Below are 20,800 nucleotides of genomic sequence, written 5' to 3' on the forward strand. Positions count from 1 at the left end.
TGATCGCCCATCGATGGGAGAGCCGTTCTGGCTCTTCAATAGATGCCGCGTCTTCCTTAGGTGGACGCCCTACGGGTAGTCTCACGTAAGCGGACTCCTTCCCTGGATGTTGGAACCGCACAAAACGGCCCTCCGCTGCAACGGGGGGCCGTTTCTTTTAATCGATGGCGACCTAGAGGTCACCCTCATGCAACCGTACGCTGCCACAAGATCGCGTTCGTGTCATCAAGATACGGGTTTCAATTCATCCACCCAGGTTGGGTTATCTACTCCACGCCACACCGATTGGCTGCGCTTTCACCCTTCCCGTGCTGTAATAATTTGCAGGATGTACAAAAACTTATCCGAGGTGAGCCATGATGGAGATCACGGGCGATGTCGTCCGCATCCTGTACCGCCTGCCCCAGAAGTCCATTTTGGAGGATAATGCCCATCTTTATCCACTCACCACATATATCAACGATCTGCGCGCGAAGGAGCTGCAGAAGCTGGACGAGGCCGCCAGGACCGAGGGGGCCGGTTTCGATCCCGTTTTGCACAAGCTTCGGGAGCTGTCCGAGATCAAAAGAGAAGCGGAAGATCAAATTCGGCATTTAGTGACATACGCACGACATTTCGTGCGACCTCGCCCATATCAACTCGCCAAGCTCGCGGAAGCCACGGGAGTGTCGATCTCGGGCATACGACTGATGTGCAGCAACCCGGCGAAGGAAGAAATAGCAATAAACATACAAAAAAGTGATATAAGCGGACAATTCTCGCCACCAAAGGACAGCGAAGAGCTGGAGATCGTTCCCATTACCTACAAGGCAGAAATAGATCCAGACGGACAGTCCTTCGACGAATGTAAGATTCTAGATGATTTCTTCTGATCATCGCGGCGGTAAGACGGCGGTTGACTCCGCGATTCCGGGCATGGCAATGTCCTCGGCATGGCGAATGGTGAGACCGTCATTCCCTACCTTGATGACCATCCGCGTTGTCGCCGCCTGCCTGGTCGGGGGCGTGCTGCGCATCGGCGGACGACGAGCGGCTCCGTCCCGCCGCCTCGCGCCTGGGTGGCGCACGACTTGGCACCTTTCGGCCCCGCCCAGGCCGGCCGTACGGCACGGGAATGCGGAGCGCGGTCCTGCGGCCCGTCACTGTGGGATTCGTCGCTGTGCGACAGGCGCCCACTGAGCAGAAGGAGAACCAGTGAAGCTCACCGTTACGACGTTCATCACCCTCGACGGCGTCGGGCAGGGACCGGGTGACCCGGATGAGGATCGTAGTGGCGGGTTCGAGCACGGTGGCTGGCTCGCTCCCTACGTCGATGACGACTTCGGGCGTGCGATCGACGGCTGGTTCGCCGCGGCCGACGCGTTCCTGCTCGGCCGCGAGACCTATGAGATCTTCGCCGCGTACTGGCCGAAGGTCACCGACGAGAACGAGCTCGTCGCGACGAAGCTCAACACGCTCCCCAAGTACGTCGCGACCCGCACGCTCGACGAGGCCGGATGGGCGGGCACCACGTTGCTGAAAGGCGACGTCGTGGAGGCCGTCACCAGGCTGAAGGGCGAACCCGGGCGCGAGCTTCAAGTGCACGGCAGCCTCAACCTGATCCAGACCCTCGTCAGAGCCGATCTCGTCGACGAGTTCCACCTGGTGATCTTCCCGGTGGTGCTCGGCACCGGGAAGCGGCTGTTCGACGACGTCGTCCCGACCGGTCTCCGGCTCGTCGACTCGAAGGCCACCAGCACCGGGGTAATGCTCCAGACCTATCGGACCACCGGCCGCCCGGCCTACGGCTCGGTCGCGGAACCCGGGTGAGAGCCATCAAGACCGCATCCGGTATTCCCGACGCACGACGTTCCCGCTCAAAGCGAAGCCCGCTCAAAGCGAAGCCCGCTCGAAGCGAAGCCCGCTCAAAGCGAAGCCCGCTCAAAGCGAAGCCCGCTCAAAGCGAAGCCCGCTCAAAGCGAAGCCCGCTCAAAGCGAAGCCCGCTCGAAGCGAAGCCCGCTCGAAGCGAAGCCCGCTCGAAGCGAAGCCCGCTCGAAGCGAAGCCCGCTCGAAGCGAAGCCCGCTCGAAGCGAAGCCCGCTCGAAGCGAAGCCCGCTCGCCGACAGCATCCTGCACGCACTCGACGCCCGCCCCGTACCCGTGCTCCGCTCGCCGGCCACGCTGATCCACACTGACCCACACGCGATGGGCCGATCACCAGCAGAAACGCCCCGCCCAGATCCGGGTGAAAGATACTGCAAAGATCTGATATTGGGTGAAGAAGGCCAGGGCCTTTCGCTCGTAGAGTGAAGATCTGAAGAGGGGTCTGAGGCGAGGCACGATCGGGATGGTGTGGGAGGACACGCCGTACCCGATGTTGGCGATCAACGCGGCGGGCGTCATCGAGCAGGCGAACGAGGCCGCCCGGCTGCTACTCGCCGGCGCGGGTGCCGGAGTGCCGCTGGCGCGGGCCGCCCCGGCATGGCTGGCGCGGGCCCACCGCGAGATCTGCGCCGGTGCCGGCCGGGCTCGCGCCGGATGGGAGCCGGCCCGCGGGCCGGTCGGCGAGCGGGTGTTCGAGGCGCATCCCGTACACGCCGACAGCGATCGTGTCATGTGGTGGCTCATCGACGTCACCGGGCACCGGCAGGCCGTCGAGTCACTGCGCGCGGAGAGGGAGTGGACCGGGTTCATGGTCGAGGCGTCCGGCGAGCTGCTGTCGTCCCTGAACCTCGACCGCTGCCTGGAGGCGACCGCCCGGGTGGCCGCCCGCCGCCTCGCCGACGCCGCGCTGGTCGTCATGCCGCTGGCCCCTCGCGGGCACGTGATCGCCTACTGCGATCCGCAGGGCGAGGTGGTCCGTGCGGACGCGGCCATCGACCCGGCTACGGTTCCGGGGCTCACCGAGGCGCTACAGGGCTTTCCCCCGGTACCCACCCGCTGGATCGACCCGGCCGAGGCCCCCGGCTGGGTGCTCCGCGACGGGATCGGCGAGGAGGGCTCCGTGGGGATGATCGCCCTGCCCGGCCACGGCCTGCCCGCAGGCGCGCTGGTACTGCTGCGCCGCTCACGCAAGGCCGGGTTCTCGGACGACGAGAAGGCGTTCGCGGGGCTCTTCGCGGCGTGGGCCGGCTCCGCGATCTCGGTCGCCCGCCAGTACGCCGAGCAGGCGGCCATCACCGAGACCCTGCTGGCCGAACTGCTGCCGCCCCCCGCGCCGATGCTGAAGGACGTGGAACTGGCGGCCCGCTACCAGCCCGCGGGCGACAGCGAGCGGGTCGGCGGCGACTTCTACGACGTGCATCCCGTCGCCGGCTCGGGGCGGGAGTCGTTGGTGGTGCTCGGCGACGTGGCGGGCAAGGGCTTGGCGGCCGCCGTGCTCACCGGGAAGATCCGTGACACCCTGCGGACCCTGCTGCCGCTGGCCGACGACCACCAGCGGGTGCTGGAGATGCTGAACGGCGTGCTGCTCACCGACGGCGACCCGGCGCGCCACGTCACGCTCGTGCTGGCCTCGGTCGAGCGCCGCGGCACGCGAGTCGCGTTGCGGCTGACCAGCGCCGGGCATCCGCCGCCGCTGATCGTGCGGAACGACGGCCGGGTCGAGACGGTCCGGGCCGTCGGCACCCTGATCGGCATTCTGGAGCACACCACCAGCGTCACCGACTCGGTGCTGCTGGACCCCGGCGAGACGTGCCTGCTCTACAGCGACGGCATCATCGAGGCCAGGGGCGGCCCGCTCGGCGACGAGTTCTTCGGCGAGGAGCGGCTGTGCGAACAGCTCCGGCAGTGCGCCGGCATGCCTCCCGAAGCCATCGCGGAACGCGTCCAGATGCTGGCGTCCCAGTGGATCGGCGGCGCCGAGCACGACGACATGGCGGTCGTCGCCATCACCGCGCCCCGCGACTCCCCGCGCGGCGCGGCCGGAGGGCGGCTCCCGTGAAGGACGACGTCGAGGAGCGCGTCGAAGCGTTGTGGGCGGCGTCGACGGCCGGAGACGAGTACGCCGCGGCCGGCGTGGCGCTGGCCGCGCTCGACGCCGGCGTCCCGCTGGAGACCCTGCTGCTGGACGTCGTCGCCGCCGTGCAGGCGCGCGTCGGCCAGGAGTGGGCGGCCAACCGCATCACGGTCGCCCAGGAGCACACCGCGACCGCCGTCAACGAGCGTGTGCTGGCCACCCTGGCCCATCACCCGGCAGCGCGGGGGGACCCGGCGCAGAGCAGGGGGCGGATCACGGTGGCCTGCATCGACGGCGAATGGCACTCGTTCCCGGCGCGGCTGCTGGCCGAGGTGCTGCGGGTGCGGGGCTGGCGCGTCGACTACCTGGGCGCCCAGGTGCCCACGCCCCACCTGGTCACGCATCTGCACCGGACGAACCCGGACGCGGTGGCACTGTCCAGCTCACTCGCGACCCGGCTGCCCGCCGCGCACGCGGCGATCACCGCGTGCCAGGCGGCGGGTACGCCGGTGCTGGCCGGCGGCGCCGCCTTCGGACCGGACGGCCGGTACGCCCGACTGCTCGGAGCCGACGCCTGGGCGCCCGACGCGCGTGCCGCCGCCGACCACCTGGCCGACGGGCCGCCGCCGCACCGGCCCGCGTCCGGCCGGAGCTTCGAAGGGCCGCCGCACCTGGCCGACCACGAGTACACCCTGCTCACCAGGTCCGCCGCAGACCTGGTGAGGGGTGCCATGGGCGAACTGACCCGGCACTTCCCCGGCATGGAGGCCTACACCGAGCAGCAACTCGGGCACACCGCCGAAGACCTCGCGTACATCATCGATTTTCTGCGCGCCGCCCTGTACGTCGACGATCCCGAGCTGTTCTCCTCCTTCGTGGGCTGGATGGCGGGCATCCTCACGGCGCGCGGCATCCCGGCACACATGCTGACCACCGCTCTGGACGTGCTGGCCGACCGCCTCACCGGCTTCCCTCGCGCCCTCACCACACTGACCCGCGCGCGAGCCGCACTGCGCGAATCCAAACCCGGCCGGTGAGCCGGGCACGACCCCCGCGGCTCTCACCGACGCCGGCCAGATGCCCGGCCTCAATGGTCACCTCAGAATAACTAAGTGACTAATTAGTGCGCTCTACTCGTGATCGGTATTCGGGTTCATGCTCACTCTCGTGACTGTCATCAATCATCTGACCTACGTCCCTTTCCCCGAAGACCCGCACAACTACAAGCCGAACTCGCGGTATTCGCTGGTGCTCGACCCCGCCCGCCGCGACGGGGCCTACGTGAAGGACTTGGTGCTGAACTTCGAGCTGCTGGCGCCCGGCGAGGTGATCCCCGTGCACGAGCACACCAACGAGGAGGTCCTGATCATCGACGAGGGTACGGCGGAGGCGTTCTACGACGGCGAGTGGCAGCCGGTGGGACCCGGTTCCGTGATCATGGTGCCGCCGGGCGTCGCCCACGGCTTCCGCAACGTGTCGGGTAACGGTGTCAGGCTGCACGCCGTGTTCGCGGGGCATGTGGTCGGCACTCGGCTCCTTGAGCGCAGCCCGGCGCCGGGCACCGAGGACGAGCCGCTGCCTCCGCCGTCCCTGCTGGATTTCCGCGGGCCGGTGTACGGCGAGGGAAACTCCGGATGAGCCGCTGTCCGGCCCGGGATCTCCGGATCGGCGAACCCGCCGGCGTCCTGGTGTCCGGCTGTGGGTCGCCGAAGACGTTCCAGGAGACGGTGACGTACCCGTCGCCGGTCCTGGTGAGGTCCGTTCGGCCGTGAACCGGTCGACGGGGTCCTTGGCGCTCGGCTCGCCCGGCGATGTCCCGGCGATGTCCCGGTGATGTCCCGGTGATCTCGTTGAACTCCGGCGGTCACCGCCCGAAGTCCACGGTGAACGCGTCGAAGGTCGCCTGACCGGTGCCGCTTCCCGCGGCGAACAGCCCCAGGACCGCGCCGACCCACCGGCCCCGCGTGGCCTGGAAGGGCTCGCCGATCTCGCGCAGCCCCTCCCCCGTGTCGGCCAGGAATGTGACGAGCGCGCCGGGGCCGATCCGGGCGCCGACGGTGACGCCCGTGCCCTCCTCGACGGGCACGGGCTCGGCGTCTCCGCACACCAGCACGGTCCCGTCCGGCGTACGCTCCAGCCCCACGCAGGCGTAGGTGAGGCCGAGCACGACCAGCCCCGCCCGGCCGTCTCCCTCCAGAGTGAGGCCGGTGACGACCGTGCAGGGTTCGCCCGGCAGGCGCTGCCCGAGCACGGCCGGGCGCTCTCTGAGGTCCTCCGGTCCGGGCACGCAGGTCAGCCGGAGCCTGCCGTCCCGCAGTTCCCACCACGACGGGTCCGGGTTGGCCTGCCAGCTCCACTGCAACCCGAGTGCGGGCCCCGCGAAGTCATCGGAGGTCGCGGGCGCGCTCGCCGTACCGCCCGGCACGGGTCGGGGGCCCTCCGCCACCGGCTCGCCCTCGTCCCCCACCGACGGCCAGCCGTCCTGCCAGGCCATCGGCTGGAGGTGGACGACCCTGCCGTAGGGACCGCGGTCCTGGAAGTGCATGAACCAGTGCTCGCCCGACGGGGTGTCCACCCAGCCGCCCTGGTGCGGGCCGTTGACGTCGGTGCCGCCCTGTTCCAGCACGATCCGGTCCTGGTAGGGCCCGAAGATCGAGTCGGCCCTGAACACCGACTGCCAGCCCTGCTCCACCCCGCCCGCCGGCGCGAAGATCCAGTACGTGCCGTCGCGCCGGTACAGCTTGGGCCCCTCCAGGGTCTGGTAGCCCGGCAGCAGGTCGGCGTCGATGATCAGCGTGCCCTCGTCGAGCACTCCGCTCGCGTCCGGGGCCATGCGGTGCAGCGTCAGCCGGTTGTTCACCCCCGCGCGGCTCTTCGCCCAGCCGTGCACCAGGTACGCCTGCCCGTCCTCGTCCCACAACGGGCACGGGTCGATGAGCCCGGCGCCGGGCTTGACGACGTGCGGCGCGGTCCACGGCCCGCGCGGATCCGCCGCGTTCACCTGGTAGACGCCCGCGTCGGGGTCGCCGTAGAAGATCCAGAACCGTCCGGCGTGGTGGCGCAGCGCGGGCGCCCATACTCCGCAGCCCGGCCGTACGTCGTCGTAGCCGCTGGTCACGGCGTGTCCGATGATCGTCCAGTTGACGAGGTCGCGCGAGTGCAGGATCGGCAGCCCGGGCACCTTGGTGAAGGTGGAGGCGGTCAGGTAGAAGTCCTCGCCGACGCGGATGACGTCGGGGTCGGACCAGTCGGCGTTCAGGACGGGATTGCGGTATGTCCTGGTCATCCCTGCACCGCCCCGGCCGGCATCCGCTGGAGGCGGCGCGTCGCGACCGGCGGACGCGGTGTCAGGGTCGCTGGGACGACGGCCACGTGGGTGACTCCTCTGTGCTGGTGCGATCGGCTGGAGGAAGCGTCGCGCCGGCACGAACGCGACGTCAACGGCCTACGAACGCGCCGGGCGTCGCGAGCAGGGGATACTCCCGCAATCTCGAAATTTTCGTACGGTGACCCTAGTCGCTCACCCGCCCGGCGGAGGACAGTGGAGGACATGGCCGTCGAAGATCCGCGCCCGCCGCTGCCCAAGCTCGCGGTGATCGCCCGTGCGGCCGGGGTGTCGGTCGCGACCGTCTCCAAGACGCTCAACGGCCGGTCCGACGTCTCCGCGCACACCCGCCGTCTGATCACCGAGGTCCTTGAGCGGCACGGCTATCCGCGGCACCGGCCCAAGCCCGTCAAGGGCAGCATGGTCGACGTCATGCTGCAGGGGCTGGGCTCGGCGTACGCGCTCGCCATCCTCGAAGGCGTGGAGGACGCCGCCTGGCGACTGGGGGTCGACGTGGTCGTCTCCGCCGTCGTGAACCGCACCCGGCACGGCCAGCCGCCGCCCGCCTGGCTGGACCGGATCAGCGTGCGGGACACCGCGGGAGTGCTGTTCGTGCGCACGTCGCCGACCGCCACGCAGCGGATGTGGCTGACCGACCGCGGCATCCCCGCGGTGATCGTCGAGCCGCGCCGCAACGACCAGCCCCTGCCCGTCGTCGTCGCCACGAACCGGGCCGGCGCCCGCGCCGCCACCGAGCACCTCATCGGCCTGAGCCACGAGCGCATCGCCATCGTCACCGGCCGCCCCGGGGTCCCGGCCGCCGTGGAACGGCGGGCCGGCTACCGCCAGGCCATGACCGCGGCCGGCCTGAAGGCGGACCCGCGATGGGAGGTGTGCGGCTACTTCCAGATGGACGGCGCGCTCCAGGCCACCAGGGCGCTGCTCGACGCGCTGCCTGAGCCGCCGACCGCCGTCTTCGCCTGCTCCGACGCCATGGCGCTCGGGGTCTACCAGGCGCTCGGCGAGCACGGACTCCGGGTGCCGGACGACGTGAGCGTGGTCGGCTTCGACGACTCGCTGGCGGCGGAGTACGCCACGCCCGCGCTGACGACCGTCCGCCAGCCCTGGCCCGAGCTGGGCCGGACCGCGCTCACCGCGCTGCTCGCCGACCGGCCGCGGGCGAGGACAGAGGTGCCGACCGTCCTCGTCGTACGGTCCAGCACCGCTCCCGCCTGAGCCTCACACGCGGCCTCCGCTTCGGTTGTGCCCAGGTGACGGACCTCTCCGCGTCCCCCTCCCTCGGTGGGGCGGAACAGGTCCCCCCGCCGGATCCAGCACCTCGGCGGGGGCCGCCGTCGCCGTGTGCGCTCAGGCAGTACGGCCCGCGTCCTCGGCGGGTGACAGGGCCACCGGGCGTGCGCGTTCACATGTGCTCGCGATGGTCACCGCCGTCCCGGTGCGCGCCGAGGCCAGCAGCGACTCCATGACGTCGAGCACGTGGAAGGCCAGCGATCCGCTCGTCCGGGGCTCCAGCCCGGCAGGGGTCGAGACGAAGTCCGCCAGACCCACCCCGCGCCCGGCCGCGACGTAGCCGGCCGCCTCGGGGAGAGTCCGCCGGCCCTCCTCCCCCACCTTCGACACCAGGACGGACCCGTCGAAGTGGTTCGGGTTGGGCACGACGAGCGAGCCCTCCTCGCCGTGCACCTCGATGGGGGGCGCCGCGGTCGCCGCCGCGTCGAAGCTCATCACCAGCGTGGACAACGCTCCCGAAGCGTGCACGAGCACCCCGGTGACGTGGGTGTCGACCGTGACCGGGATCTCCTCGCCGCGGCGGGGGCCCGAGCCGATCGTGCGCGTGGCCCGGGTACGGCTGGCGGCGCCGATGACCGTCGTCACCGGCCCGAGCAACGTGATCAGGCTGGTGATGTAGTAGGGGCCCATGTCCAGGAGCGGGCCGCCGCCGGCGACGTAGTAGAAGTCGGGGTTCGGGTGCCAGCGCTCGTGGCCGGGCGTCATCATCGTCGCCGTCGCCGCGACCGGCCTGCCGATCAGGCCGTCGTCGATCGCCTTGCGGGCCGTCTGCGTGCCGGTGCCCAGCACCGTGTCCGGCGCGCACCCCACGCGCACCTGAGCCGCGGCGGCCGCCACCAGGATCCGCTCGGCGTCCGCCGTCGTCACCGCGAGGGGCTTCTCGCAGTAGACGTCCTTACCGGCCGCGACGGCCTGCAGCGCGATCTCGGCGTGGGCGGCCGGAACGGTCAGGTTGAGCACGACGTCGACGCGGGGATCCGCCAGCAGTTCCGCCACGCCGGCCACGGTCACTCCGGCGTAGGGCCGCACCGCCTCCCGTGCCCGGTCGAGGTCCAGATCGGCGACGGCCGCCAGCCGGAGCCACGGCAGCCGGTCGATGGTCTGGAAGTACTGGGCCGAGATGGCGCCGCACCCGACGACGCCGACGTTCACCGGCTGGCCCACGACATTCCCCTCTCGATGACGGTGCGCACGCTGTCGTTCCGCAGGACGTCGAGGCTGTGCCCCGGGGTCGTGACGAAGATCCGCCCGTTTCCCCACCGCCGGGTCCAGATCGCCGGCGAGGTGACCTCGCGGTGCCACGGGTCCCAGGGGCGGACCTGCTGCGTCGTGGTCGCCAGCACGTCGACGTAGTCGTCCGTCAGGACCCAGTACTGCTCGGTGACCAGGTCGAAGTCCGCGATGCCCGCGGTGATGGGGTGGGTGCTCGCCCCGGGCGCCATGTTCACGGTGTAGGGCACGAAGTTGTGGTCCTGCGCGCTCGCGTCCCCCTCGTCCGGGTCCTTGCCCGGATGGCAGGCGAACTGGCCGCCGATGAGGTGCAGGTAGCCGGAGGAGTTGCGGAAGGAGTCGGCGATGCCTCCGTGCCAGCCCGCCATCCCGGTGCCCGCGCGGATCGCCGCCTCCAGCCCTGTCAGCTCGTCCGGCGCGATCGTGCCCATGGTCAGGCACTGCACGATGAGATCGACACCGGCCATGAACGCGGAGTCCGCGTACGGCGCCGGCGAGTCCGCCCGGTGCACCTCGAATCCCTGCTTTTCGAGGAAGGGGACGAAGAGGTCGGTGGCCTCGACGGGGGCGTGCCCCTCCCAGCCGCCTCTCACCACGAGGGCCCTCCGGCCGTGTTCACCTGTCATGCGTTGCCTTTCGCTGGGGGTCAGCAGGCTGGTGACGATATTTGTCGCATTCGTACGCGTAACAGATCGTGCCAGATTTGGCTGATACAACCCAGCATTGGCCATAAGGGAAGCCGCAGTTCTCTTCCCGCTGCCCCCACCGGACCTTTCGGGCTTTGCCCGGCCCCGGAAGGACCTGACCGGATCCAGGCCGTGCCCTGCGCCGCACTGATCCGACCGGAACCGATCCGGAGTGGTCCGAGGCGTCCGACGGCCGACGCACCGCGTCGTCATCGAGCCGCGGCTGATCGTGCGCACGTCCTCGTCGTGATCTGGCTGTCAGGTCATCTTCATCGTGATCTGGCTGTCAGGTCGTCCTCGTCGTGATCTGGGCTGTCAGGTCGTCGATCGTCCCATCCGGCCAGGTGACGGCACGAGGGCCGCGATCGTCCCTGGTCACGACCGGCGGACGGTCCGGTGCTCGCCCGCCGAGGAACACGGCCACGTCATACCAGGTGCCCGGCCGAGCAGGGGTGCTCGTGGCGCACCACGGGACGAGCGTCCAGGACGCCAGCGGCGAAGAATCATGGAGGGAGGCCACTCCGCCCTCCTCCAGCCCGGTTCCTCCGATGATCTGCGAGTATCCGGTGCCGTTCGTCGCGATGTCCGTCGTGTCGCCGGCCGGTGCCGGTGCCGGGAGCGGCCACCCGCCGACGCGGAGCACGCCGTACGCGTCGCCGGTCAGGTGGATGAGGCGGACCTCCCAGGGGCCGCGCACCGCCGAGACCACGTGGATCCACGGCCCGAGTCGTGCCGTTCCCGGCCGCCCGTATCCGTGATCAGGGTCGTCGCGATCGGAGGTGACCCAGTGCGCGTGCCAGCCCGACGCGCCGATCAGGGTTCCCGAGGGCAGGCGGTCGAGCGTGAGCGTCTCGAAGCCCGTGCGGTGGCTGGGCTCTCCGTGCTCGTCCAGGATCACGACCGACTGGTCGAACGGACGGACGGCGTGCTCGCCCGCGAGGACGGGCGAGGTGGCGGTCGAATATCCGAACCGCGCGTACAGCGGTGAATCGGTCAGATGTGATCCGGGATGCGAGTGATCGGTGCCGTGGTTGGTCACCCGTACGATGCCGTCGGCCCGTGTGCCGCTGACGAGCCATCCCGGCGAGGACACGACGAGGTGGTAGTCGCCGACCTCGACCGGCAGCGGTTCCTCTACCGCCGTCCACACGGGGTGGTCGGCGGGCAGAGCCAGCCCGAACAGGCCCTTGGCGGCCCAGTACGGCGAGCCCGGCCCGGAGTAGGACTGCGCGATCGGCCGCCAGGGCCCGTGCCAGCCGAGTGTCAGCAGTCCTTCCTCGTCGGGAGCCCCGCGGTCCACGAAGTGGCGGGCGATGCCGGACGCGGCACGGCGCAGGAGCCCGGGAGCCGGAGTGGCGAGGCCCGAGCGTGCGCCGAGCCAGAACTGGGCGGCAGCGGCGAACCGGTAGGTCAGGCTGCGTCCCTGGATGAGCGGCGAGCCGTCGGCGCCGACCAGGTGGACGGCGTCGTGCAGGTAGCGCTCAAGCCGTCGCAGGTAGACCGGCCGCCGGGCGTCCGCGTCCGGATCGCCGGCGGCCATCTCGGTCCACATCAGCGGATAGAAGTGCAACGCCCACCCGGTGTAGTGGTCGTAGGCGCGTTCGGAGCCGTCGGCATACCAGCCGTTCTCCCGCGCGAAGCCGTCCGAGAGCGCGAGCCCCGCTTCGATGTCCTCGCGCTGGAAGGGACCGCCGACCGAGGAGAGGAACTGCTCGACGATGATCTGGAACCAGACCCAGTTGATGGGCGGGTAGGCCGCGCCGATCGCCGGGGCCAGGTAGTCGACGACCTGCTCCCGCACCAGCGGTGTGAGCCGGTCCCACAACCACGACCTGGTCAGATGGAGCACCAGCGCGATCGAAGCCGCCTCGACCCTGGCCTGGTCGTGCTCGTCGAGCCGTACCCAGCGGTCGGGCGCGTTCGGATCGGTCCCGCGGGCCAGGCCTTCGGCGTACCACTCCATCAGGTTCAGCGGGTCGCGGCCGTTCTCCCCCGCCACCCGGAAACCGGCGGCGAGGAAGGTGCGGGCGAAGCCCTCCAGCGCGTCGACGTCCTGCCCGTATCCGCCCGGCGCGCCCGGGAACGAGACGCGGGCGTGCGAGGGGGAGGCGTGCCGGCGGGCCGTCAGCAGGAGACCATCGGCCAGCTCAGCCCAGTGCGCCCTGGTCCATCCGGTGTACGGCGAGACCCGGCGATCCGCCGGCTCGGCCATCGGCATCCTCGCACGTCCTCCTTCGTCGGAGCGGTCACCTGGCGACAGATCGGGTGCGTTCAGGTCCAGCGACCGTGCCATCGGCTAGCTGGACACGTCAAGAAATATCTGACCATTGTGATTGCCTGGTGAGCATTTCTGATCAAAGGCCGGTGCCGGGCGGTCGTGGGATCAGCCGCGCGGCTCGGCCGTGCTCCGCCGTACGACCAGACGGGTGGGCACGATCGTCACCCCCGGCTCGGCCGTCCTGGTGCGGATCTGGCGCAGCACGCCTTCGACGCAGTGCCGCCCGACACTGGCGAAGTCCTGGTGAACGGTCGTCAGCGGCGGGGTGAAGGAGCCGGCCTCGGGGATGTCGTCGAAACCGACCACGCTGATGTCACCGGGCACGGCCCTGCCGTTCTCGTGCATGGCCAGCAGCAAGCCGAGCGCCATCTGGTCGTTCGCCGCGAAGACGGCGGTGCAGCCGGGTTCGCGCGCCAGACGCAGGCCGGCCCGGTGGCCGGAGTCGGCCGACCAGTCGCCGCGCAGCAGTGGCGGCACCTGCCGCCCCGCGGCCTGGAGCGTCGCCCGCCAGGCCGCGGCCCGCCGCTGGGCGGCGAACGACTCCTCCGGGCCCGCGACGTGCCACACCGTGCGATGGCCGAGGTCGAGAAGGTGCCGGACGGCTTGCCGCGCGCCGTCGCCCTGGTCGGTGTCCACCACGCTGTAGCGGTCCCCCGCGTCCGAGTCGACCACCACCACGGGGACGCCCGGCGGCAGGGACACCGTCGCGGTGTCGAGCAGGTGGACCTCCATGATGACGATCACCGCGTCGACCGCGAACTCCCCGAGTCTGGTGAAGGCGCCGTAGACGCCGTCCTGCGTGGGAGCCGCCACCGGGATGAGCATGATGGTGTAGCCCTCGCGCGCGGCACTGGTCGCGATCGCCTCCAGCGTGCGGACGTTGCCGGTGGTGGACATCGTGAACAAGATCACGCCGATGGTGCGGAACTGCCCGCTCTTGAGAGCCCGGGCCGCGCCGTTGGGCCGGTAGCCGAGTTCCCGCATGGCGGCGAGCACCCGGATTCTGGTCTCCTCCTGCACGCCGGGGAAGCCGTTGGACACCCGGGAGACGGTCTGCGGTGACACGTCGGCCAGCCGGGCCACGTCCGTCATGGAAACGCGCCGGGAGGCCGCCCTGTCGGCCCGGGTCCGTCCCGCGTCCCGCACGCTCTCGACACCGCTGTTGCTCATGTCCTCCCGCTCTCCACGTCGCCGCCCCAGTATCCGGCCCGAGCACTCTTGACGCACAGGGGAGCCGATGACAGCATCACGACATTATGTTTACGTAACCATCACCGCACGGCCTCCCTCCATGTTTACGTAACCATGCGATCGGCAGTTGGGAAGCGCAGTGGCCACTACGTCGCGTTCCGCCCCGGTGATCGATGCGCGCCCGCCACGACGGGGCACGAGAGCCCCCCGGTCATGGACCGGATGGTGGTTCGCCGGTCCGTTCATCGCGGTCTTCGCCCTGGTGTTCCTCGCGCCGATCGCGTACTCGATCTACCTGAGCCTGTTCCGGACCCGCTTGATCGGCGGCACGTCCTTCGTCGGCCTGGAGAACTACCTGCGCGCCTTCGAGGACCCGCAGTTCTGGGCGGCGGCCGGCCGGGTCTCGCTCTTCCTCGCCGTCCAGGTCCCGATCATGCTGTTCGTGGCCCTGCTGGTGGCCCTGGCCATCGACTCCGGCCGCCTCTACGGCACGGACTTCTTCCGCGTGTCGATCTTCATGCCGTACGCCGTCCCGGCCGTCGTCGCCACGCTGATGTGGGGGTTCATGTACGGGAGCCAGTTCGGGCTCATCGGCAACCTCAACGACACCCTGGGCATCACCCTGCCCGACCCGCTGTCCCCGCAGCTGATCCTCGCCTCCGTCGGCAACATCGTCACCTGGGAGTTCGTCGGCTACAACATGTTGATCCTCTATTCCGCGCTCAAGGTCATCCCCACCTCGCTCTACGAGGCGGCTGCCATGGACGGCGCAGGACAGATCCGGACGATCTTCGCCATCAAGCTGCCGGCTCTGCGCGGCGCTCTGATCGTCGCGACGATCTTCTCGATCATCGGGAGCTTCCAGCTCTTCAACGAACCGAGCATCCTGCAGAACCTCGCCCCCAACGCGATCACCACGTACTTCACCCCCAACCTGTACGCGTTCTCACTGTCCTTCTCCGGCCAGCAGCACAACTACTCCGCCACGGTGGCGATCATCATGGGCGCCATCACGATGGTGATCGCCTACATCGTCCAGCTGCGCGGCATGCGAAAGGCCGGCTGAGCGATGGCGACGCCCACCACTCGCCGGCCGGGCCCGCCCACCATCCGCCGGCGCCCCGAGCCCCGGCTGTCCACCCTCCGGCGGCCACGCCGCAGCCTGCTGCTCACCGGGCTCACCGGGCTGGTGCTCCTGTACTCCCTCGTCCCGCTGGCCTGGCTGCTGATCAACGCGACCAAGACCCAGGAAGACCTGCTCGGCTCGTTCGGGCTCTGGTTCTCCGACAGCTTCGCGCTCGGGGACAACATCGTGCGGACGCTCACCTACGACGACGGGATCTTCACCCGCTGGCTGCTCAACACGATCCTGTACGTGGTCCTCGGCGCCGGCGGCGCGACGCTGCTGGCCACACTCGGCGGCTACGCCCTGGCCAAGTTCGACTTTCCCGGCAAGCGTGCGGTGTTCGCCGTGGTCATCGGCGCGGTCGCGGTGCCGAATACGGCCCTGGCCGTCCCCACCTTCCTGATGTTCAGCCGGCTCGGCCTCACCGACTCGCCCTGGGCCGTCATCATCCCGTCGCTCATCTCCCCGTTCGGGCTCTACCTGATGTGGGTGTTCTCCTCCGACGCGATACCGGACGAACTACTTGAGGCGGCGCGCGTCGACGGCGCCCGGGAGTTCACCACGTTCTTCCGGGTCAGCCTCCCGCTGCTGGGCCCGGGCATCGTGACCGTGCTCCTGCTGAGCATGGTGCAGACCTGGAACAACTACTTCCTGCCGCTGATCATGCTCAAGGACCCCGACTGGTATCCCCTCACCCTGGGTCTCAACGCGTGGAACGCGCAGGCCGCCACGGCTGGCGGCGAGACCGTCTTCAACCTCGTGATCACCGGATCGCTCCTGACGATCGTGCCGCTCATCGTGGCCTTCCTGCTGCTCCAGCGGTACTGGCAGTCCGGCCTGACGGCGGGAAGCGTCAAGGCGTAGCACTCCCCCATCCCACCCCCCGTCCAAAGGACCCACCATGACACGATCCACGTTCCGCCGGGTGAGGGCCGTGGCGCTCGCCGGCGTGCTCGCGCTGGCCATGGCCGCGTGCGGCGGCGGCAGTACCGGCGGCACCGGCGACAGCGCCGGCGAGACCGCCGCCCCGCCCGCGGGCGGCACCGATGTGCAGGCCGCGCTGCGAAAGGGCGGCGAGCTCAAGATCTGGGCCTGGGAGACGTCGCTCAAGCAGGTGGTCGTCGACTTCCAGAAGAAGTACCCCAACGTGAAGGTCGAGCTCGTCAACGCGGGAACGGGCAACGACCAGTACACGGCCCTGCTGAACGCCATCACCGCGGGCTCGGGCGTCCCGGACGTCGCTCAGATCGAGTACTTCGCGCTCCCCCAGTTCGCCCTTTCCAAAGGGCTGGCGGAACTGAGCCCGTTCGGGGCGGGCTCGCTCGACGGGACGTTCACCCCCGGTCCGTGGAACGCGGTCAAGCAGAGCGGCGGCATCTACGGGCTGCCCATGGACTCGGGTCCGATGGCGTTGTTCTACAACAAGAAGGTCTTCGACAAGCACAAGATCGAGGTGCCGACGACCTGGGATGAGTACGTGCAGGCCGCGAAGGCGCTGCACGCCGCCGACCCCAAGGTCTACATCACCAGCGACACCGGGGACGCCGGTTTCACCACCAGCCTCATCTGGCAGGCCGGCGGGCGTCCCTACAAGGTGGACGGCACCAACGTCACGATCGACTTCTCCGACGCCGGCGTGGCCCGCGTCGCCGCGACCTGGCAGCAGCTCCTCGACGCCGATCTGGTGGCGCCGATCACCGGCTGGACCGACGAGTGGTACAAGGGCCTGGCCGACGGCACCATCGCCACGCTGGCCGTCGGAGCGTGGATGCCGGCCAACTTCTCCTCGGGCGTGGCCGCCGCCTCGGGCGACTGGCGCGTGGCGCCGCTGCCCCAGTGGCAGGCGGGGAGCACGGTGAGCGCCGAGAACGGCGGCAGCTCGCTCACGGTCCCGCAGGCCGGGACCAACCAGGCGCTGGCCTACGGCTTCCTCGACTACGCCGCCGCGCGCGAGGGGGTGCAGACCCGGATCAGCCAGGGCGCCTTCCCCGCCACGTCGGCCGACCTGAAGTCCGAGAAGTTCCTGAGCACCGAGTTCGACTACTTCGACGGGCAGAAGGCCAACGAGATCTTCGCGCAGTCCGCGGCGAACGTCGCGAGCGGCTGGTCCTACCTGCCGTTCCAGGTGTACGCGAACTCCATCTTCAACGACACCGTGGGCCAGGCCTACGTGGACAAGACGACGATCGCCGACGGGCTGAAGACCTGGCGTGACGCCTCCGTGAAGTACGGCGCGGACCAGGGCTTCACCGTCAAGTGAACGCACCCGATCAGGAGGAACCCCGCGGCATGACCCGACAGCCCACGTCCCGATGGCTGCGCCGTCCCCACGACGGGTCCGGCACGGCCCTCGCCTACGGCGCCGACTACAACCCGGAGCAGTGGCCGCGCGAGGTGTGGGAGGAGGACGTGCGCCTCATGCGCCAGGCCGGGGTCACCATCGTCTCCCTGGCGATCTTCTCCTGGGCGCGGATCCAGCCGGACGAGGACGACTGGGACTTCGCCTGGCTCGACGAGGCGATCGACCTGCTGCACGCCAACGGCGTGGCGGTGAACCTCGCCACCGCCACGGCCTCCCCGCCGCCCTGGCTGGCCGCGGCCCATCCACAGATCCTGCCCGTCACGCGCGAGGGCCAGACGCTGTGGCCCGGCGGGCGGCAGCACTGGCGGCCCACCTCGCCGATCTTCCGCCGGCACGCCCTGCGGCTGGTCACCGCGCTCGCCGAACGGTACGGCGAGCATCCCGCGCTGGCGGCCTGGCACGTCTCCAACGAGCTCGGCTGCCACAACGTCTACGACTACTCCGACGACGCCGCCCGGGCCTTCCGCGTCTGGCTGCGCGAGCGGTACGGCACCTTGGCGACGCTCAACCACGTCTGGGGCACCGCGTTCTGGTCGCAGCACTACTCCGGCTGGGACCAGATCCTTCCCCCCAGGCTGGCCGCGTCCTATCCCAACCCCACGCAGCAGCTCGACTTCAAGCGTTTCTCCTCCGACGCGCTGCGGGACCACCTGCGCGCCGAACGCGAGGTCCTGCGCAGACTCACGCCGCAGGTCCCCGTGACGACCAACTTCATGGTGATGGGCGAGATCAAGGCCATGGACTACGCGTCCTGGGCGCAGGACGTCGATTTCATCTCCAACGACCACTACGTCGTGCCGGGACCGCAGAGCTTCGACGAGCTGTCGTTCTCGGCGAACCTCACCGGGAACATCGCCTCCGGCCGCCCGTGGTATCTCATGGAGCACTCGACGAGCGCCGTCAACTGGCAGCCGGTCAACGTGCCCAAGGGGCCGGGCGAGCTGATGCGCGACTCGCTCACGCATCTGGCGCACGGCGCCGACGCCATCTGCTTCTTCCAGTGGCGCCAGTCGGCGGCGGGGGCGGAGAAATACCACTCCGCGATGCTGCCCCACGCCGGAGCGGACAGCGAGGTCTTCCGCTCGGTCGTGGACCTCGGCCGCACGCTGGAGGACCTGGCCGCCGTCGCCGGCACGGTGCGCAAGCCCGCCAAGGTCGCCGTGCTGTTCGACTGGCAGTCGTGGTGGGCCAGCGAGCAGGACTCCCACCCGTCCTCGTTGCTGAGATACCGCCTGGAGGCGCTCGACTGGTACTCGGCGCTGCTCGCCCTGGGCGTACGCGCCGACGTCGTGCCGGTCGGCGGCGAGCTGGACCGCTACGACCTCGTCGTGGCGCCGATCCTGCACGTCGTCCCGGCCGAGCTGGCCGACGCGCTCACCGCGTACGCCGAGGGCGGCGGGCACCTGGTCACCACCTATTTCTCCGGCATCGTCGACGAGCACGACCACGCCTGGCTGGGCGGCTATCCCGGGGCGCTGCGGGAACTGCTGGGCATCCGGATCGAGGAGTTCGCCCCCCTGTTCGCCGGGCAGAGCGTGGAGCTCGACAACGGGACCACCGGAACCGTCTGGACCGACCGTGTCGACGTCATCGACCCGTCCGTCAAGGTGCTCGTCTCCTATGCCGCCGGCGAGCAGGCCGGGCGGCCCGCCGTCACGCGGCGACCGGTGGGAGCCGGCTCCGCCGCCTACATCTCCACCCGGCTGGGGGCCGCCGGTCTGGAGCCCGTCCTGCTCGAACTCCTCACCGCGGCGGGGGTGGCTCCGGAACTCCCGCCGGCCGTGGCCGGACAGGTGGAACTCGCCGTGCGCACCGGTGAGGGCCAGGAGTTCTGGTTCCTGATCAACCGCACGGCCGAACAGGTCGAAGTCCCCGACGTCCCCGGCGAGGTCCTGAACCGGCGGTCCGCAGCCGAGACGGCCGGCGGCGGGCTCCTCCTCCAGCCTCGCGGCGTCGCCGTCGTGCGCCGCCCTGCCGAGACGTGACACCGGCACATGTTCGATCAGCGTGTGACACCCCCTGACGGAGAGGAGACCGGAGCATGACCATCTTCAGGAGGACGGGCGCACGGCGACGGGCGGCAGCCGGCCTGGCCGCCGCGACCGCGCTGTGCCTGACCATCACGGCGTGCGGTTCGAGCGAGCCGGAGTCCGCGCAGGCCAACGGGAAGATCACCCTCAGCGTCACGGTCTGGAACATGGCCAAGACGCCTGAGTTCAAGGCCCTGTTCGACGCGTTCCAGCAGGCCAACCCGAACATCACGATCAAGCCGGTGGACATCCTCGCCGACGACTACCCCGAAAAGATCACCACGATGCTCGCGGGCGGCGACAAGACCGACGTGATCACCATGAAGAACGCCACGGACTACTCGCGTTACTCCAGCCGGGGCCAGCTGCTCGACCTCACCGACCTGGTCAAGACGATCGACACCGCCCAACTCGCCGGGCTGGACGCCTTCAACGTGCGCGACTCCTACTTCGCCCTGCCGTACCGGCAGGACTTCTGGCTGCTCTACTACAACAAGACGCTGCTCGACAAGGCGGGCGTCAAGCTCCCCGACACGCTCACCTGGGACGAGTACGGCAAGCTGGCCGAGCAGCTCACGCACGGCGAGGGCGGCACGAAGGTCTACGGCGCCTACCACCACACGTGGCGGTCGGTGGTGCAGGCCATCGCGGCGGCGCAGACCGGCGGCGACCAGCTGAGCGGCGACTACACCTTCTTCACCGACCAGTACACCCTGGCCAAGGGCCTGCAGGACGCGGGCGCCGTGCTGGACTTCGGCACGGCCAAGGCGCAGCAGGCCGACTACCGCACCATGTTCGAGAACGGCTCCACGGCGCTGATGCCGATGGGCACGTGGTACGTCTCCGGCATCCTGGAGGCTCAGGCGAAGGGCTCCACGAAGGTCGAATGGGGCCTGGCCCCGATGCCCCAGCGGCCGGGCGCCACGGAGACGACCACGTTCGGCTCGCCGACCGCGTTCGCGGTCAACAAGAAGGCCGAGCACTCCGCCGCGGCCAGGAAGTTCGTGCAGTTCGCCGCGAGCCAGGCCGGCGCCGAGGCGATCACCAAGGTCGGCGTGGTCCCCGCGCTGCAGAGCCCGGCGATCACCAAGGCGTACTTCGCGCTCAAGGGCATGCCGGCCGACGCGCTGTCGAAGAAGGCGTTCGAGCCCGGCAAGGTCGTGCTGGAGATGCCGGTCAGCGAGCACACCTCCGACATCGACACGATCCTCAACGAGGAACACGATCTGATCATGGTCGGTGACAAGCCGGTGGCCGACGGCATCCACTCCATGAGCGAGCGCGTGAAGACCGAAGTCCTCAACTAGGCAGGACTCCCGACGA

16 protein-coding genes are annotated in these 20,800 nt (G+C 69.8%); 11 read left to right on the forward strand and 5 right to left on the reverse strand.

What is annotated here, in order from left to right:
• Positions 1-356 precede the first annotated feature (356 nt).
• The 5 genes from MBA17_RS24185 to MBA17_RS24205 all read left to right on the forward strand — a co-directional run bounded on the left by MBA17_RS24185 (position 357) and on the right by MBA17_RS24205 (position 5,576).
• Positions 357-872 carry a hypothetical protein gene (locus tag MBA17_RS24185; protein WP_238498843.1) on the forward strand — a complete coding sequence of 172 codons (516 nt, stop codon included), beginning with the start codon at positions 357-359 and terminating at the stop codon, positions 870-872.
• Between the two features lie 322 nt (positions 873-1,194).
• Complete coding sequence (locus MBA17_RS24190; protein ID WP_238498844.1) at positions 1,195-1,809, forward strand: dihydrofolate reductase family protein; 615 nt, start codon at positions 1,195-1,197, stop codon at positions 1,807-1,809.
• A gap of 518 nt (positions 1,810-2,327) precedes the next feature.
• Positions 2,328-3,923 (forward strand): PP2C family protein-serine/threonine phosphatase, encoded by a 1,596-nt coding sequence (locus tag MBA17_RS24195; RefSeq protein ID WP_238498845.1) that lies wholly within the window; start codon positions 2,328-2,330, stop codon positions 3,921-3,923.
• Positions 3,920-4,975 carry a cobalamin B12-binding domain-containing protein gene (locus MBA17_RS24200; RefSeq protein ID WP_238498846.1) on the forward strand — a complete coding sequence of 352 codons (1,056 nt, stop codon included), beginning with the start codon at positions 3,920-3,922 and terminating at the stop codon, positions 4,973-4,975. Before MBA17_RS24195 ends, MBA17_RS24200 begins: the two co-directional genes overlap by 4 nt.
• Positions 4,976-5,105: 130 nt before the next feature.
• Positions 5,106-5,576, forward strand: a complete 471-nt coding sequence (locus MBA17_RS24205) for a cupin domain-containing protein (protein ID WP_238498847.1) — start codon at positions 5,106-5,108, stop codon at positions 5,574-5,576.
• 226 nt (positions 5,577-5,802) lie between these two features.
• On the opposite strand, the gene MBA17_RS24210 is transcribed toward MBA17_RS24205, so the two are convergent.
• The gene (locus MBA17_RS24210; protein WP_238498848.1) at positions 5,803-7,224 is read right to left on the reverse strand and encodes a glycoside hydrolase family 43 protein; all 1,422 of its coding nucleotides are present in this window, start codon (positions 7,222-7,224) and stop codon (positions 5,803-5,805) included.
• Positions 7,225-7,488: 264 nt separating this feature from the next.
• Here MBA17_RS24210 and MBA17_RS24215 point away from each other — a divergent pair, with 264 nt between their 5' ends.
• Positions 7,489-8,499, forward strand: coding sequence for a LacI family DNA-binding transcriptional regulator (locus MBA17_RS24215; RefSeq protein ID WP_238498849.1), 1,011 nt, complete (start codon positions 7,489-7,491; stop codon positions 8,497-8,499).
• Between the two features lie 132 nt (positions 8,500-8,631).
• On the opposite strand, the gene MBA17_RS24220 is transcribed toward MBA17_RS24215, so the two are convergent.
• The 4 genes from MBA17_RS24220 to MBA17_RS24235 all read right to left on the reverse strand — a co-directional run bounded on the left by MBA17_RS24220 (position 8,632) and on the right by MBA17_RS24235 (position 13,938).
• A complete protein-coding gene (locus MBA17_RS24220) occupies positions 8,632-9,738 on the reverse strand; it encodes a Gfo/Idh/MocA family protein (RefSeq protein ID WP_238498850.1) in 1,107 nt (368 codons plus the stop codon).
• Complete coding sequence (locus tag MBA17_RS24225; protein ID WP_238498851.1) at positions 9,723-10,430, reverse strand: ThuA domain-containing protein; 708 nt, start codon at positions 10,428-10,430, stop codon at positions 9,723-9,725. The genes MBA17_RS24220 and MBA17_RS24225 overlap by 16 nt, the downstream gene beginning before the upstream one ends.
• A gap of 346 nt (positions 10,431-10,776) precedes the next feature.
• Positions 10,777-12,708, reverse strand: coding sequence for a DUF2264 domain-containing protein (locus tag MBA17_RS24230; RefSeq protein WP_238498852.1), 1,932 nt, complete (start codon positions 12,706-12,708; stop codon positions 10,777-10,779).
• A 165-nt stretch (positions 12,709-12,873) separates the two neighbouring features.
• Positions 12,874-13,938, reverse strand: a complete 1,065-nt coding sequence (locus tag MBA17_RS24235) for a LacI family DNA-binding transcriptional regulator (RefSeq protein ID WP_238498853.1) — start codon at positions 13,936-13,938, stop codon at positions 12,874-12,876.
• Between the two features lie 160 nt (positions 13,939-14,098).
• Here MBA17_RS24235 and MBA17_RS24240 point away from each other — a divergent pair, with 160 nt between their 5' ends.
• From MBA17_RS24240 to MBA17_RS24260, 5 genes are read left to right on the forward strand one after another with little or no spacing between them, the layout of a single operon-like run.
• A complete protein-coding gene (locus MBA17_RS24240) occupies positions 14,099-15,025 on the forward strand; it encodes a carbohydrate ABC transporter permease (RefSeq protein WP_238498854.1) in 927 nt (308 codons plus the stop codon).
• 3 nt (positions 15,026-15,028) lie between these two features.
• The gene (locus MBA17_RS24245; protein WP_238498855.1) at positions 15,029-15,949 is read left to right on the forward strand and encodes a carbohydrate ABC transporter permease; all 921 of its coding nucleotides are present in this window, start codon (positions 15,029-15,031) and stop codon (positions 15,947-15,949) included.
• A gap of 37 nt (positions 15,950-15,986) precedes the next feature.
• A complete protein-coding gene (locus MBA17_RS24250; protein WP_238498856.1) occupies positions 15,987-17,345 on the forward strand; it encodes an ABC transporter substrate-binding protein in 1,359 nt (452 codons plus the stop codon).
• A gap of 29 nt (positions 17,346-17,374) precedes the next feature.
• A complete protein-coding gene (locus tag MBA17_RS24255) occupies positions 17,375-19,432 on the forward strand; it encodes a beta-galactosidase (protein ID WP_238498857.1) in 2,058 nt (685 codons plus the stop codon).
• A gap of 56 nt (positions 19,433-19,488) precedes the next feature.
• A complete protein-coding gene (locus MBA17_RS24260; RefSeq protein WP_238498858.1) occupies positions 19,489-20,784 on the forward strand; it encodes an ABC transporter substrate-binding protein in 1,296 nt (431 codons plus the stop codon).
• The last annotated feature ends 16 nt before the right edge of the window (positions 20,785-20,800 follow it).

The organism is Dolomitihabitans soli (genome assembly GCF_022213955.1).
GTDB lineage: Bacteria > Actinomycetota > Actinomycetes > Streptosporangiales > Streptosporangiaceae > Streptosporangium_A > Streptosporangium_A soli.